Genomic DNA, 14,809 nt, shown 5'->3' with positions numbered 1-14,809 from the left:
GCCCCCCGAATGGCCGCCTTGATCGACAGGTGAAGGGATGGGACAACCAATGCGTGACGCAGCGCGCTCACACTCGACGCCACGACGGAGGGAACCACGATGGACCAGACGGCCGCGCAAAAGCTCGTCTTCGCCATGCTGGACGCGGACGGGGACGGAATCGTCTCCAGAGAGGAATACATGGCGCGCACCAGGAACGTGGCGCGGGCCATGGGACTGAACGAGGACGACCAGGTCGTCATCGCCGCACGCACCCTCGGCGAGCGCGCCTGGGCGTCGATGGACGCCGATGGCGACGGAAAGCTGTCCTTCGACCAGTACGCGGCATGGGCCGGCGCCGTAGCGTTCGACACCGTCTGCGCACCTGTCCTCGGCGCGCTCTTCGACCTCGCCGACACCGACCACGACGGCGCCCTCGACCTCTCCGAGTTCACGGCCCTGCGCACAGCGCTGAACAACCCAGCCGCCAATGCCGAAGCGGCGTTCGCGGCCCTGGACGCCAACGGTGACGGCCGCATCAGCCGCGACGACTACATCGCGTCCATCCGCGCCCACGTCACCGGCGAAGGCTCTCCCATGGGAAGCGCCCTGTACAGCAGGCCGCTCTCCGACCTCCCGGCGTGACGCCCAACGACATGGCGAAGTCCAGCCAGGCGCTGCGAGCCGCCGACTGCTCTCGCCGATGCCATCGGCTGCGGGACGACCGCGCGGATAGGGCGTCACGCCGCTGAACACCGGTCCGCAACCGGTGCGGAATCCCGTCGATCACCTGCCGGTGGTCCCGCCACCTGCCACGCCTGTTTGCTGACCGGCAGGAACGGCCGCAGCCGTTCCCACTCACCGCCGTCGACGACGGTGAGCCGCGGTTCCTGAGCGCGATCCTCACCTCGGGGGTCGCCGCCGACGTCATCACCTCCCTCCTCGAGCACACCCGTGCGGCGGCCGGGGCCGGGGTCGCGGCCGATCCGGGCCCGGGACGCCGCCGTGGTCGACATGGCGCTGGCGGCCGTCGACGTGCACCGCGATGGTGTTCGTGATGAACAACGCCGGCCGCCCCCACCGCCGGCACCTGCTCGCCGAAGCCCGTCGCCACCTCGCCTGGGTCTGCGCGGCCGCGACCGCGACCCCGGCCTGGCCGACCGGATCGTGGCCGCCGCCGTCTCCAGCCACTGCCTGGACGTCAGCGAGCCGAAGGCCGTGCGCGGCTTGGAGGCCGGCTACCGCCTCTACACCGCCCGGTGGGCCCTGTCCGACCTTCCCGCCCGCCGCCGGCCTCCGACCCCCAGCCGATTCCGGTGAGCCGGCCGCGCACCGGCCCCCGGGCCAGGGTGCGGGGGAGTGGGAGACCCCTCGCGTACCGCTCCAGTACGAGCGCGCCGTCCTCGCCGGCGTGGTGGTGCGCGAGAGGCTGCGCACCGCCGGGTATGCCGCCGAAGCGTGCGCGGCGGCACTGGACTGGCTCGAAGACGTTCTTCCGAGTGAGCCGGTGGTGCTCTCCACGCAGACCGCCAACGCTCGCTCGATGCGCCTCGCGGCGAAGCTGGGGTTCACCGAAGCAGAGCGGTACCGGGCCTGGGACGCCGATCAGTGGCTCGGCTTGCGGACCCCGGTCACGCCCTCCCGAACGCTGGTCGTGCGGTGGCGTCAACACCTCACCGCCCCAGCCCGGGACCCCCGCCTGTGAGTAGCCGCACCCTTGCCGTGGCAGGGTTCCGGCATGACTGCGATGCGCCGCCGACTCGGCACTGGCCCGGAAGCCCCTACCAGCACGATGCCCCCGGCAGGGGAGCAGCCACCGCGGCTGCTGCCGGCCGAGCGGAGCGCCACCGGCCCGGGCGGTGCCGAGGCCGACCACCAGGCCGCGGCCGGCCGTACCGGCAGGCGGCCATTGGGGGAGGGCACAGTGCGGGCCGCGGATGTTCTCGGGCCGGGTTGGCAGCAGGCGTCGCCCGTCGCCCACGACACCGCCACGGTTCCCACCGGTGGACAGCGCCGCGAGTCCCAGAGCGGGCTTCCAGGAGCATGAGGGCCGAAGGCGTTCCGCTGCCCGTTGTCGACCGCTCGCCCAGCCCTTTGCGAAGACCGGGTCGAGCCGCCTACGCCCCGGATCAGGGGAGACAGGCCGCCCCCACCGGCCCGCTCCACCGCACCGGGTCCACCCGGTGCAGGCCACTCCCGCGCCGCGGGCGGAACCGATGGCATCCACTTCCACGGTGGTGCGGCTACCGGTGGCCGCCGGGTGCGGGGTGGGCCGGGTGAACGTCCGACTACGCGAGCGAGCCCGTACCGATGCGGTCCGGTGTGACGGAGCTTGAATGGACGGGTTGAGTGCCTCAGCCGGCGACGGCAGGCGCGACGCCGGCCAGCTCCGCGCTCGCCTCCCACAGCCGACGTGCCGTTTCGGCATCCTCCAACTGGTCCCACAACCGCTCACGGCGCGGCCGCCCCCGCAGCCCGAAGACGCGCGGGCCCCACAACTCGCCCCCGCCGATCTCAGGGTCGAGGACCGCCCGGACCGCAGGCCGGGCACCCGCATGCTTGCCCTGGAGAACGAGCGCGGCGGGCGCCCCGCGCAGTGCCGCCCCAGCCTTGCGCACATGGACCGGCGGACGCGACGGGGTGAGCGAGTCCAGCGCACCGCCAGGGTGGACCACCACGCTGGACACGGTGCTGCCCGCGGCCGACAGCCGGCGGTCGAGTTCCAGGCCGAAGTACATCTGAGCCAGCTTCGACCGGCTGTACGCGCCCTTGGCCCGATAGCCGGCCCGGGACTGCAGGTCGTCCAGGTTGAGCCGTTCGGACTTGGCGGCGAAGCTGCCGACCGTCACAACGCGGGCGCTCGGCGCGGCCTCGAGCAGCGGCAGCAGCCAGTGGGTGAGTGCGAAGTGCCCGAGGTGGTTGGTTCCGAAGTGCACCTCATGGCCGTCCCGCGTCTCCCGCCGCTCCGGCTCTTCGAGGAGCACGCCGGCGTTGTGGACCACCGCGTCGAGGCGCTCCACCCGCAAGGATTCCGCGACTCCCCGAAGCGAGCCGAGGTCGGCGAGGTCCAGGCCCACCGACCGCACCCGCGCGCCGGGCACCCGCGCCCGGATCGCGTGCATGGCGGCCTCGGCACGCTCGGTGCTCCGGCTGCCCAGCACGACCGTGGCGCCGGTGACGGTCAACGCCTCGGCGGTGAAGTACCCGATACCTGCATTGCCGCCGGTGACCAGATACACGCGATCTGCGGCAGAGGGGGTTCGAGACATGGCGAGCGCTCCTGTGCGGTGTGGCGGCGGCTCCGGCGGAGCCGCCCGGCGTCCACAGTGCCGCCGGCCTCCGACAGATCACCGACAAACATCCGACGGGGCCGGATTCTGTTTCCTCGGTCGGCGTCGCGTCCGGATGAGGATGGCTGCTTGGAGGAGTCCGCGGTGAAGCCGACAGGGTCGTCGAACAACCCGCGCGGTGACGTGCTGTGCGTGCTCGGGGTGCTGAAGGTAGCGACCGCTGATCAGATGGTCCGTTCAGGATGGCCGGACCCCGGGCCGCACTCCCTCGCTGATGTGCGTCATGACCGGACGTAGGCGCTCCGCGAAGTATTTGTTGACCTTTCGCCAATTCCCTCCCTTGACGGCTGATCTGTCGAAGTGGGCCAAGTGGGGCTCCCAGCCCTGGGAGAAATAGATCATTGCCCTGAAGTAGAAGGCACGGGCATCCTTCGGGTCCACCGGTCCGGGAATATCCGGCAGGATGGGCGGCTGCCACGAATTGCCGTATTTTCCCTTGAGTTCGAACAGTACGCCCTCGCACTCGGCGATGGTGGAGGTCTTGAAACGCTGATAGTCGACCGGGTCGGTCACGAGGACGACAAGCCGGGAGGGGTCCCTGCGGCGCAGGATCTCGACGTATTCCCAGACCGTTCCGGGGCCGGGCCCGGCCCCGAGGATGATGAGGCGGGCATTGTCGATCAGCTCTCCGACCGTGTCCTTCCAATCGTCGAGGGGGAGGTACGTCCTGCGGGCGCCGGACCCTCCTGGTAACGGCTCACCAGGCCGGCCGATGGCAACCAGCGGACCGAACCTGCGGAACATCCGGCCGAGTCGTTCCTCATAGGTGCGGCCCGATCGCATGACGGTCCCGAGGGGGCTCCCGGTCTCCGCCCCCGGGGCGATGCCGTAGGAGGACAAGTCCTGCGTGAAAGGGCGCAGGTACAGCACGTACGACCCTGGTGCAAGATCCGCTGTGGAGTGGAGGAGACGCGTCATGTGGACGCGGGCACGCCTGCCCATGAGAAGACTGAACGTGAAGACCACGGCGCCCGCGAGCATGACGCCGACGTCGATGAACATCGCGACGTACCAAGGAGGTCCGTCGTAGTACGGCGAACTCGTGACGGAGCCGCTCACCCGGAGCCGTTGCACGCCGACGACGACGGCCAGAACGCCGGCTATCCGCAGAATCCAGCCCGTGATCCACAACGTACAGCCCAAGGGCTTGTGCTGTACCGGGACCGGGGCGTCTCCCATGTCACTACCCCCTCTTGTCGCGCACCGCGCTTGGCCGTCCGCCGCAGGACTCGCCGCTCGCCTGCCAGGCCCTTCGTTGATACCCGCGCACCGCCGCGAACGCCAAGGCTTGCGCCGGTCGGAACTTGGCGGCGTCGACCGACGCGGGCTTTCTCACGGGGCGACAGCTCGTGCAAGATGCAGCGCGGCAGGCGTGGACGCCGTGGTCGTCAAGGTGTCCACGTTCGGTACCTCCACAACCGCCGCACCTCCGCCGCCCGGGGGAGCGCCTTGCAGCAGGACACGGTCAGTCTTCCCTGTGGGTGGGCATGGGACCGTGGCGGCCCGAGCACGGGCGCCGATCCCCCTCCTTGATCTCCGGGGAGAAGATCTCCGGCCCGAACCGCCTGGTGAGGACCCCCCGCAGTACCCGGTTGCGTAGCGCGGCCTCCAAAGTGGTCGAGCCGAAACCGGAGGGCCCGCCCCGGACGACCAGCGGATGGAGGGCGGGCACATAGTTGTCGTCGAAGGTGATCAGAGCCTTCAGGTACTGCTTCGGCCCGAACAGGGAAAGGGCTCCAGGCCACTCGGGGAGTGTCGTGCCCTTCGAGCGGAAACGGTCCTCGGTTTCGCTCCGGAAGCGGTCGTAACTCTCTTTGGTACCACCGATCAGGAGCAGGAGACGGGTGGGCGGCAGGTCCGCCAGGGCGTGGTCGAGTTCCCACAGTGTGCTGGGGTTGAGGGCCGCACCCACTACGGCCAGACGACAGTTGTGGAGCAAGTCCATCACCCGGGTCTGCCAGTTGCCCCGGGTGACGTAGACCCGTAGACAACCCGGCGGAGGCAGACGTTCCGGGTCGGCGCCGCCCTTGAAGGGGTCGCCCAGCGCCACGACCTGGCCAACACGGGAGAGTCCTCGCACCAGTTGCTCCTCCTCACTCGCCTGCCCACCGTGAAAGAAGGACGAAGAGGTGGACTCGAGGCTCTTGGTCCGGGCATCGGACTCGAAGGGGCGCAGATAGAGGACGAAGGGCTGTTGGCGCAGCAGGTCGGGGCCACGCTGTTCAAGGGAGATCTGCCGGGCACGGTCGATGCGGGCACGGCCGTAGAAGCTGATCCTTCTGCCCAGCCCTACCAGGTAGGTCGACGCGCCGATGGCCAGGGCCGCGGCCAGGACGTGATCCGGCAACACGTCCCTCAGGATGGCCAGATAACCGACGACTCCCGTGGCGGAGACCAGCCGTCCGATTCGACGCAGCCTGATCCCCTCACGGCGCGTCTGAAGGATCCGCGCCTCGCTCACGCCCTGGGCTTCGGGCCACAGGGGCTCCGGTTCATCGTCCGGCAGGGTGTCCGTCACGCCGCCTCTTCCCTCAACTCGTCCGCACCGGCGCGCCGGCAGTCGCCGGGGATGGATGGCGACACCTGCCAGTCGGACCGTGCGGCAGAAAGTACGGCCATCGTCCCACCAGATTCCCCGGGGTGAAGTCGAAACTGAGAGGGCCTTTGTCATAGGCGTGGGTTGTTCGAGGCTTGATCAAATAGGCGGAGTGTGCTCCTGACTCGCGTCGGTGGGACTTGTCAGAAGTCCCTGTCGGCACAAGGAAAGAAGCACTCTCCGAGCTGGGCGGCGACGCCGTAACGCTGCTGCTCATGTGGTGGGAGACGCGACACCGACCGCGTCGCGGGCCCGTAGCCGACTACGGGCCTTGGGCGATCTCACCCAGCCCGGCCGGCACGCCGCCGTGCCCACCGGGACGGCCGTGGCGCGGTGGCGGCGTTGACGGCCCCGCCGAACGCCGCCAGGGCGGCTTCCAGGCGCGCGGTGTCCTCCACGTCGGACAGGGCGTTCAGCAGTTGCTCGGTGGCGGTGACGACGGCCGGGTCGGAGCAGCGCATCAGTGGGGCTGCGGCTGTGGCGGCCCGGGTGAGCGGCTCGCGTACGGCGGCCACGGTCTGCTTGCTCGCCACCCGCTCCCGGCTCAGGAGTTCGGCCGCGCGCCCGAAGCCCACGAGACCGCTCTGCACGTCGGTTCCGCCGGCGATCCGGGCGCGGGCGGCGCCACCGGCGAAGGCGAGCACCGTCAACAGGAACGTCCGGCCCCGCTCGGCCGGCCCCTCCCACAGCAGCCGGTTGGCGGCGGCTGCGCCCTGCAACTCCATCACCGCCACCGTCATCGCATCCGCCTGCACCCGCAGGGACCCGATCTCGGCTTGCTGCTCCTGGTGGTTGCGGGCGCGGTTGGTCAGCCACGACGCCAGAACGGCGATGATCGCCCCGGAGACGAGCGTGCTGGCCAGCTCGATCAACTTGTCCATCCTCGCAGGCTGCCCGGACACCGGTCTCGGTGCCCGGTCCGTTGCGCACCTGACGCACAACCCGCACGCCTCCGTTGCCGATAGGCGCGGAGGGTACCCCCGGGATGCCGGGATGCCGGGATGCCGGGATGCCCCGTCCGGTGCTGCTGCGCCGGTGCGGGGCCTCACACGCGTATCCGCGGGGGTCGGATGTTCATCACGCGCTGCCCTCCCCGACGCCCCGCACCGGGCTCCGGTCACGGCCGGGCGGCACCTGATCCGTCCCGGCCCGTGTGTCCGGCGACGGCGGATGGTGCCCGGCAGTCGGCGGGAGCCGGCGGCCGGGATGAAGAACAACACGGCGATACCCGGCTCGGTGACCACCACGCTCAGCAGGCCGATGGACACCGACGGGTCATCGACTGCCGCCACCCCGCACGGCACCGACGCCACGGCGACGAACGCGAGCGACGGGGCGATCCGCGGCTCGCGTCGGTTCCGGACGCAGCGACATCGACTGCATCGAGCGCCGGCTCCGTCAGGGGGCTTCGGGTTCGCTGTGTTGCGTGGCACTCACGCGCGCACCAGGAGGACGACCTCGCGTGCTGGGATGATGCCGTCCGCGCGGTCTTGAAGGGTGGTGATGCCGAGAGCGATGTCACGGCACATCGTCTCGATCTCGTCGTAGCCGGGATCACCGGGTGGCCGTGGGTTCTAGCCAGTCGGAGCCCCATCCTGTGGCTCCGGGGCGAAGGCGGCACGGCGTGGGACCGGTCCGGTGGGGGCGGTGTCCTGCCGCATAATCCTCGCGTGTCCGAAACTCCCGTCCCGATACCGCCGGGCTCCGTTCCGGCAGGTACGCCCGCATGGTCGTCTACCGATGCCGCCCTCTGGCTCCGGGCCCGCCCCGCAGCCTGGGCCCGGCCTGTGTGGTCCGTGACGGCGCTGCTGATCACCGTTGTATGGGCCATTGCGGCGGAGCCGGTACCGGCATGCAGCGATGCGGCGCCCTGCGGTCCGGACTGGGGCGGCATGACGGAAGTGGGTCTGGCGGTGGGCCTGTTGTACTGGCTCGCCCGTCTTCCGGAGCTCACGCTGATCGCAGCGCCCACGCTGGCGGCGATAGTGGCGTGGACAGAGCTGCCGGGCGCCGACCGGATGTCCCAGGTCGCGAACGTCGCCGTGATCGGGGCCCTGGCTCTCGGCTGGGCCGCGGCCCGCGGACGGCTGGCCGCCCGGTCCAGGCAGCGGCGGCTCGTGGAACGGGCCACCGGAGTGCGGCATCGGCTGCCGGAGCCCGTCGGCCCACTCGTGCGAGGCAGGCTCCCGTTCACCGCCGGGCTGGTCCTGTGCGCCGTGGCCGCAGGTGCGGTCCTGTTGGGGCTGAGCGGCATTCGCGCGGACGAACGGCACGCCAACCGGGCCGCGCACATCACGGCGACGGTGACCCACCGCGGCGAGGAGACGGTGCGCGTCCGCACCGTTGACGAACGGCGCATCACCGTCGACGCGTTCTACCCCGAGGACTACGCCGTCGGCAGCACGGTGACCGTGCTGGAGGACGGCTCGTGGCGGCGCCTGGTAGCGGAGCCGTACGACGCCTTCGGCCGGCAGCTGCTGGCCCTGGCGGCCGGGTTGCCCGGACTCTCCTTCCTCACGGTGGGCGTCCTCGCCCGCCGCCGTGCCGCGGCGCTGCGCCGCGTGCCAGTGCCGGCCCTGCGCGTACTGGATCGCACGGATCACGAAGGGCGGACCTGGGTTTACGCGGCCGACGACACAACCGGCCGGTCCCCGCTCTTCAGCTGTCTGTGGACGACGACGCTCCCTGACGACGACAAGCTGATGGGCCGCCTCGAAGGCGAGGCCGAGAGCGAGGACGGGGACGAGGAGGGATCGACCGTCGACACACGGTTGCACGAAGCGGTTCTGCTCGGCGCCCCCTATGAAGGCGGCGAACTGGTCCTCGTCACGACGGACCGCGCGGGGGACCCGGTCGTGATCCGCACCGCCAGCCCGGTCCGGCGCCCCCGAACCGGCAGGAAACCAATCCTGAAGGGCCACCCGGATACCGGTCCCGATACCTCGGGCCCGGAGCGACGGGACCGCATCGACCGCATCGCCGCCACCCTGCCACCCACCGGCCGCCCGGTGCGCTGGGGACCGGGCCCCGCGGCCCGCACCGCCGGAGTGGTCTTCACCGCGGCGATGACGACCGGGGCCTTTCTCATCACGCACCTGCTCGCCACGGACGGCTTCTCCTGGCACCTGCTGCTGCCCCTGCTCACCCTGCCGGTGTGGACCCACTTCACGGCCCTCCTCCTCAACTGGCGTGTCACCGCGGACAGCACCGGCCTGTGGCTGACCGGAGTCTGGACCGTACGGCGCGTCCCGTGGGAGCGGCTACGGAAGGCCGAGTACACCGACCAGGGCAGCGTCGAGATACACCGGACGGACGGCAGCACCTGGCACCTGGCCGGGCTGGGAGAGCCGCGTATCGAACGACGACTGCGACTGCGCCCGTCGTATGTCCGGATGACGGAGGAGGTCTCCGCTCTGCACGCCCACCCGGAACTGCGGCCTGCTGAAGCGAGCCCACGGAGCGACCAAGGTCTGCCGCTGGGGCCCGTCCTGCTCCTCCTGGTCGGTTTCGCCGTCACGGCCGTGCTCATCACGTGAGCGCACACCCCTCACCGGACGTCACCGGAACTGCGTCGGGAGCTCTGACCAGCGGGATGTTGCCGCATTCTCGGGGCGCATCCCCCGCGAGAGCTACAGGAGCCGTCCACGTGAGGGTGATTCACGGACGGCGCCGGATTCCTAGCGTGGTGGTCAGGTCGCAGGCTGTGCGACCGCTACAGGGGAGGTCGCGATGAGTACCACGTCCACCGCACGGCACGCCCAAGGCCCCGGCCCGGACACGGGCCCCGACGGTCACGACGCTCGCGGCGGTCGTCTCGGCCGGACCGTCCGCTCTCCGCTCGGCTGGATGCTGACGGGCCTGGTCGGCGTCGGCTTGGTCTCGGGCCTGACCGCCACGGGTCCCGGTCCGGTTCCGGTCCTGGGCGCGGTGGCCGCGCTGGCCGTGTACTGGCTGGTCATGCGTCGTGTCGCGCGACGCTCGACGTCGGAGATCGCCCGGCGGGGAGCCGGGCGGGAGGCGCTGCTGGGCGGCGCGATCGGCCTGGGCTTCGTTCTGGTGTCCGCCTCGCTGATCACGGCGTTCGGGGGCTATTCGTTCTCCTGGGCGGGCCACGGGTTCATGGCGGTCGTCTGGTCCGCGGTCATGGTCCAGATCGGCACCGCGGTCACCGAGGAGTTGTTGTTCCGCGGTCTCGCGCTGCAGGCTCTGGAGCAGATGTGGGGCAGCCGGGCCGCCATCGTGATCACCGGGATGTTCTTCGGCATCGCCCATCTGGGCACTCCGGAAGCCAGCGCGTGGAGTGCGCTGGCGATCGCCTCGGAGGCGGGCGCGATGCTCGGCGCCGCGTTCCTGTGGCGGCGTAGCATCTGGTTCGTCGCGGGTCTGCACTTCGCCTGGAACGCCACCGAGCAGCTGCTCGGCATCCCGGTCTCCGGGCACACCTCCGAGGGCTTGTTCACCGTCGACGTGCATGGCTCCGCTGTGCTGACCGGCGGTGGCTTCGGCCTGGAGGCGGCGCTGGTGCCCGTCGTCATCGGTGTGCTGCTCGCCGTCCGGATGTTCGTCCTCGCCCGCCGCGGCGGCCGTCTGCTGCCCCGTCGATCCGCACGACACACCCAGGCCGGCTGACCGGAGGAATCGCTAGTGATGCCCCCTCAGGCGCCCTGTAACGTTGCGCTGCTGCGAGCGCCGCTCGACTGGTGGGAGGAGCGGAACGCCTTCCTCAAGGACGGCGTTCTCGCCTTGACGCTGGCCCTGTTGGCCTTCGTGCCTACCCTGTCCACCATCGGAGGGCAGATCGGGGATCTGCCCGAGCGGCCGGCGAGCGCGCTGAGCGTCGGGCTGACCCTGGCCCAGACCCTGCCGCTGGCGGCCCGCCGACGGTGGCCCGCGGGCTGCCTGGCTGTCGTCGCGGGCGCGTTCGCCGTGCACCAGGCGCTGGGCTTCGCGACGACGTTCGGGAGCCTGGGCCTGTATCTGGCCCTGTACTCGGCAGGGGCCCACCAGGTCCGCTTCCGCCGTGGTCTGGCGGGCGTGGTGAGTGCGGGATATGTCGTGCTGGCCGTCGTCCTGGACCGCCTCGGCTCACCGCAGGGCATCGCGGACTACCTCGCGTTCTATCTCACCGTGGCCGCGTTCTGGCTGGTGGGAGCCGGCGTGCGCACACGGCGGGCGCAAGAGGCGCAGCGGCGGCGGCTGGCCGCCGAAGTGGCCACGGCCGCGGAGCGATCACGAATCGCCGGCGAGCTGCACGACGTGGTCACCCATCATGTGACGGCCATGGTGGTCCAGGCGGACGCGGCACAGTTCCTGCTCACCTCCGCACCGGACAAAGCCGGCGAGGGACTCGCGGCCGTCAGCGACACCGGCCGTCGGGCGCTGACAGAGCTGCGCTACCTGCTCGACGTGCTGGAGGCGACCGGCGACTCGGCGTCCGCGGACCCGGCACGCGCCGACCGGGCACCCACACTGGGACGGCTCGGGGACCTCGTCGAACAGGCCCGCAGGTCGGGACAGCCGGTCGAGTTCAGCGAGCGGGGCGAACGGCGAGCGCAGTCCGTGGACGTGGAGCTGGCCGCGTACCGGGTGGTGCAGGAGGCGCTCACCAATGCGATGAAGTACGCCGCCGGGCGGACGACACGGGTCCTGGTCCGGCACGGCGAGGAGCGCATCGAGATCAAGGTGGTCACCGACGGGCCCACCCCCTCCCCGGCGGCCGCACCCGCCGTGCGGAGGCCGGACACTGCGGGCGGGCGTGGACTGGCGGGGCTGCGTGCACGGGCGCGGATGGTCAATGGTGAACTGGAGGCCGGCCCCCGGCCCGACGGCGGGTTCGAGGTCCACGCCACCATTCCGTCCAAGCCCCCACCGGAGTGACCCCGTGAGCGATGCGCCGCCACCGATCCGTGTGCTCGTCTGCGACGACCAGGCGCTGGTGCGCACCGGCTACGTCACCATCTTCTCCGCCCAGCCCGACATGGAGGTCGTCGGAGAGGCCGAGAACGGGCACGAGGCGGTCCAGGCCGCAGGGCGCCTGCGTCCCGACGTGGTGGTGATGGACATCCGGATGCCCCTGCTCGACGGCATCCAGGCGACCCGGCAACTGGCCGGCCCCAACGCCGAGTCGCCGCCGAAGGTGCTGGTCGTCACCACCTTCAACGTCGACGCCTACGTCTACGACGCACTGCGTGCCGGGGCCAGCGGCTTCCTCCTCAAGGACGCACCCCCGGCGGAGCTCGTCAACGGCATCCGGACGGTCGCCAAGGGCGAGGCACTGCTGGCCCCCGCCGTCACCCGCCACCTGATCGGCCACTACGCCGAACACCTGCGGCCGGCCGATACCTCCCGGCCGGCCAGGGAGGACGTGGTACGGGCACTGACCCCGCGCGAGCTGGAGGTGCTCCGGCAGATCGCTGAGGGGCTGTCGAACGCGGAGATCGCCGCCGCGCTCTTCATCACCCCGGAGACGGTCAAGACCTACGTGTCGAGGATCCTGGCCAAACTCGGCCTGCGCGACCGAGTCCAGGCCGTCGTCCTCGCCTACCGGGTCGGGCTGGCGTCCGCCACCGGCTGAACCCACGCGCTCGGAGACTCCGGCAGGGCGGGGCCTGTCCGCTGTACGGCGCTCACCGGGGCTCGAGGCCGTAAGTGGTGCCGTCGGCGACAGCTTGGAGTTTGTCCGGGTTGGCCACGTTGTGAATGGCAGTGATGTGGCCGTCGGCGTCGAAGTCGAAGGTGATGGTGGCGATCACGCGCCCATGCCCGCTGAAGACCATGCCCGGGCCGCCGTTGATCCCGACGAGTTCGACTTCCATGTCGGCAGGCTCGATGCCTTGGTAGGTGACGGTGCCGAGGGCCGCGAACCAGTTGGCCACGGTGGCCGCGCCCACCACCGGCAGCAGGGCCTGGCGGACTTTGCCGCCGCCGTCGGTCCACAGGGTGACGCTCGGGGAGAGCAGGTCCATCAGGGCGTTGACGTCACCACCGGTCGCGGCGGCAAGGAACCGCTCGGTGACCTCGCGCTGCCGCGAAGGGTCCGCGGTGAATCGCGGCCGGCGGGCCCGCACGTGCTCGCGGGCCCGGTGCGCGGCCTGCCGCACCGCGGCCTCGGAGCGCTCCACCGCCTCGGCGATCTCGGCGTGGCTGAAGCCGAAGACCTCCTTCAGCACGAACACCGCGCGTTCCAGCGGGCTGAGAGTCTCCAGAACCACCAACATGGCCATCGACACCGACTCGGCGTCCGTGATGGCCTCGGAGGCGTCCCCGCCGGTGAGGATGGGCTCCGGCAGCCACGGCCCCACATAGGTCTCGCGCTGGTGCCGCGTGGACCGCAGCCGTTCCAGCGCCAGGTTCGAGACGATCCGCGTCAGGTATGCCCTGGGGTCGGCGACCTGCGAGCGGTCGGCGGCCGACCACTTGAGCCAGGCGTCCTGGACGGCGTCCTCGGCGTCGGCCGCGCTGCCGAGGAGGCGGTAGGCCACGGAGAACAGCAGTCGCCGGTGCTCGTGGAAGACTTGCTGATCGGGGTGGGCGGACAGGTCGGTCACCGGGCCTCCCGGACACGGGTGAAGCGGCCCCCGCGGGGCCAGAACGCGCCCGAGGCGGGCATCTTCTTCATACGGCCGTATGTCGGCCAGGGGGAGGCGCTCACCGTCTCCTTGTACCGGACGGCCATGCGGCCCGTCAGGCAGATTGGGCGCGCGCTGTCGTCGGGGCGGGTGAACTGCACCACGGCGTCCCCGCGTCCAAGGCTCACCGGCGTGTGGTAGTAGCCGAAGCGGAACGGCTTGGGCTGCTTGCCTTTGAGTACACGGTCGATCGACAGCGCGGCGTGCACCCCGGTCGGCATGCCGCCCTGGCAGGTGCCGTGCATGACGCCGTAGCCCTGGCGGATCGCGGCCGCGTCGCCGATCGCGTACACCTCGGGGTGGGACACCGACCGCAGCGTGGCGTCGGTGACGATGCGGCCGTGCTCGTCCAAGGTCAGGCCGGCGGCGGCGGCCAGCGGTGACACCCGCGTGCCGCTCGTCCACAGGACCGCGTCGGCCGCGATGCTCTCCCCGCCCGCCAGCTCGATCGCGTCGGGCAGTACCTTCACGACCTCGACGCCGGTGCGCACCTGGATGCCCAGTCGGTCGAGCGCGGCGTGCACGTACGCCTTGGCCTTGGGGTTCATGGCCGTACCGGGCTCATGCCTGCCCAGCAGCACGACGTTCAGATGCGGGTGCCGTTCGGCGATCTCGGCGGCCGACTCGATTCCGGTCAGCCCGCTGCCCGCGACCACCACGGTGCCGCTGCGGAGCCGCGCCAGCCGGTCGGCCAGCAGCTCGGCGTCCTGGGCGCTGCTCAGGGTGTACGCGTGGTTCTCGGCCCCCGGCACCGCCGAGGTGTCGGTGACGCCGCCCAGCCCATACACCAGCGTGTCGTAGGAGAGCACCCGGTCGTCGTCGATCCGCACGGACTTCGCGTCGGTGTCCACCGCCGTGACCCAGCCGCGCACGAATCGCGCGCCCGTGCCCTCCAGCATCTCCGGGACGTTCAGCCTGGCGAGCCGCTGCCCGGTCGCCGTCATGTGCAGCCGCATGCGCTCGGTGAACCGCTCCTGCGCGTTCACCACACTCACCCGCACTTCCTCGCTTCGCCGCACCCGGGCCGCAAGCTGGACGGCCGCGGCCATGCCCGCGTATCCCGCCCCCAGGATCACCACCCGGTGCGGGGTCGCCGTGCCGGTCTCCTGCTGTGCGCTCATCGTCGCATCCTCCTCGGCTCGCCTGCTGACGCCCACCAGATGGAAGCAGGCGGCCTGGATGTGACACGGGTCGGATGTGATGCGCACCACAATCAATCAGGGGCCGTCACAAGGCGGCCGAAGGGAACGAAGAAG

The 14,809-nt window shown here is 71.1% G+C and carries 12 protein-coding genes and 1 pseudogene; 7 read left to right on the top strand and 6 right to left on the bottom strand.

Features of this window, described 5'->3' with window-relative positions; genetic code table 11:
• The first annotated feature begins 99 nt into the window (after positions 1-99).
• The 3 genes and pseudogenes from ACZ63H_RS24250 to ACZ63H_RS24240 all read left to right on the top strand — a co-directional run.
• Positions 100-624, top strand: coding sequence for an EF-hand domain-containing protein (locus ACZ63H_RS24250; protein ID WP_469868270.1), 525 nt, complete (start codon positions 100-102; stop codon positions 622-624).
• A 360-nt stretch (positions 625-984) separates the two neighbouring features.
• On the top strand, positions 985-1,299 hold the full coding sequence (locus ACZ63H_RS24245) for a hypothetical protein (protein WP_469868378.1): 315 nt from the start codon (positions 985-987) through the stop codon (positions 1,297-1,299).
• 88 nt (positions 1,300-1,387) lie between these two features.
• Positions 1,388-1,684 (top strand): annotated as a pseudogene (locus ACZ63H_RS24240) (GNAT family N-acetyltransferase); the annotation flags it as partial.
• Positions 1,685-2,333: 649 nt separating this feature from the next.
• Here ACZ63H_RS24240 and ACZ63H_RS24235 read toward each other — a convergent pair.
• From ACZ63H_RS24235 to ACZ63H_RS24220, 4 genes are all read right to left on the bottom strand, one after another.
• A complete protein-coding gene (locus ACZ63H_RS24235) occupies positions 2,334-3,248 on the bottom strand; it encodes an SDR family NAD(P)-dependent oxidoreductase (protein ID WP_469868268.1) in 915 nt (304 codons plus the stop codon).
• A 258-nt stretch (positions 3,249-3,506) separates the two neighbouring features.
• Positions 3,507-4,508: a hypothetical protein gene (locus ACZ63H_RS24230; RefSeq protein WP_469868266.1), complete on the bottom strand. Its 1,002-nt coding sequence runs from the start codon at positions 4,506-4,508 to the stop codon at positions 3,507-3,509.
• Between the two features lie 286 nt (positions 4,509-4,794).
• A complete protein-coding gene (locus ACZ63H_RS24225; protein WP_469868264.1) occupies positions 4,795-5,847 on the bottom strand; it encodes a hypothetical protein in 1,053 nt (350 codons plus the stop codon).
• Positions 5,848-6,206: 359 nt separating this feature from the next.
• A complete protein-coding gene (locus tag ACZ63H_RS24220) occupies positions 6,207-6,806 on the bottom strand; it encodes a hypothetical protein (protein ID WP_469868262.1) in 600 nt (199 codons plus the stop codon).
• A gap of 1,011 nt (positions 6,807-7,817) precedes the next feature.
• Here ACZ63H_RS24220 and ACZ63H_RS24215 point away from each other — a divergent pair.
• The 4 genes from ACZ63H_RS24215 (at position 7,818) to ACZ63H_RS24200 (ending at position 12,499) form a co-directional block, all read left to right on the top strand.
• Positions 7,818-9,461, top strand: coding sequence for a hypothetical protein (locus ACZ63H_RS24215; RefSeq protein WP_469868260.1), 1,644 nt, complete (start codon positions 7,818-7,820; stop codon positions 9,459-9,461).
• Positions 9,462-9,654: 193 nt separating this feature from the next.
• Positions 9,655-10,554, top strand: coding sequence for a lysostaphin resistance A-like protein (locus ACZ63H_RS24210; RefSeq protein ID WP_469868258.1), 900 nt, complete (start codon positions 9,655-9,657; stop codon positions 10,552-10,554).
• 18 nt (positions 10,555-10,572) lie between these two features.
• Positions 10,573-11,802 carry a sensor histidine kinase gene (locus ACZ63H_RS24205; protein WP_469868256.1) on the top strand — a complete coding sequence of 410 codons (1,230 nt, stop codon included), beginning with the start codon at positions 10,573-10,575 and terminating at the stop codon, positions 11,800-11,802.
• Between the two features lie 4 nt (positions 11,803-11,806).
• On the top strand, positions 11,807-12,499 hold the full coding sequence (locus ACZ63H_RS24200) for a response regulator (protein WP_469868254.1): 693 nt from the start codon (positions 11,807-11,809) through the stop codon (positions 12,497-12,499).
• Positions 12,500-12,551: 52 nt separating this feature from the next.
• On the opposite strand, the gene ACZ63H_RS24195 is transcribed toward ACZ63H_RS24200, so the two are convergent.
• Positions 12,552-13,472, bottom strand: coding sequence for an RNA polymerase sigma-70 factor (locus ACZ63H_RS24195; protein ID WP_469868252.1), 921 nt, complete (start codon positions 13,470-13,472; stop codon positions 12,552-12,554).
• Positions 13,469-14,674, bottom strand: coding sequence for an NAD(P)/FAD-dependent oxidoreductase (locus ACZ63H_RS24190; protein WP_469868250.1), 1,206 nt, complete (start codon positions 14,672-14,674; stop codon positions 13,469-13,471). The genes ACZ63H_RS24195 and ACZ63H_RS24190 overlap by 4 nt, the downstream gene beginning before the upstream one ends.
• Positions 14,675-14,809 lie beyond the last annotated feature (135 nt).

Source organism: Streptomyces sp. NPDC104831 (assembly GCF_055583025.1).
This window is presented reverse-complemented; position numbering and strand designations above follow the sequence as displayed.

Excerpts from the sequence above, each read along its gene's own strand:
- ACZ63H_RS24250 (WP_469868270.1), top strand. The coding sequence starts at position 100 with ATGGACCAGACGGCCGCGCAAAAGCTCGTCTTCGCCATGCTGGACGCG.
- ACZ63H_RS24235 (WP_469868268.1), bottom strand. The coding sequence starts at position 3,248 with ATGTCTCGAACCCCCTCTGCCGCAGATCGCGTGTATCTGGTCACCGGC.
- ACZ63H_RS24230 (WP_469868266.1), bottom strand. The coding sequence starts at position 4,508 with ATGGGAGACGCCCCGGTCCCGGTACAGCACAAGCCCTTGGGCTGTACG.
- ACZ63H_RS24220 (WP_469868262.1), bottom strand. The coding sequence starts at position 6,806 with ATGGACAAGTTGATCGAGCTGGCCAGCACGCTCGTCTCCGGGGCGATC.
- ACZ63H_RS24215 (WP_469868260.1), top strand. The coding sequence starts at position 7,818 with ATGACGGAAGTGGGTCTGGCGGTGGGCCTGTTGTACTGGCTCGCCCGT.
- ACZ63H_RS24210 (WP_469868258.1), top strand. The coding sequence starts at position 9,655 with ATGAGTACCACGTCCACCGCACGGCACGCCCAAGGCCCCGGCCCGGAC.
- ACZ63H_RS24205 (WP_469868256.1), top strand. The coding sequence starts at position 10,573 with ATGCCCCCTCAGGCGCCCTGTAACGTTGCGCTGCTGCGAGCGCCGCTC.
- ACZ63H_RS24190 (WP_469868250.1), bottom strand. The coding sequence starts at position 14,674 with ATGAGCGCACAGCAGGAGACCGGCACGGCGACCCCGCACCGGGTGGTG.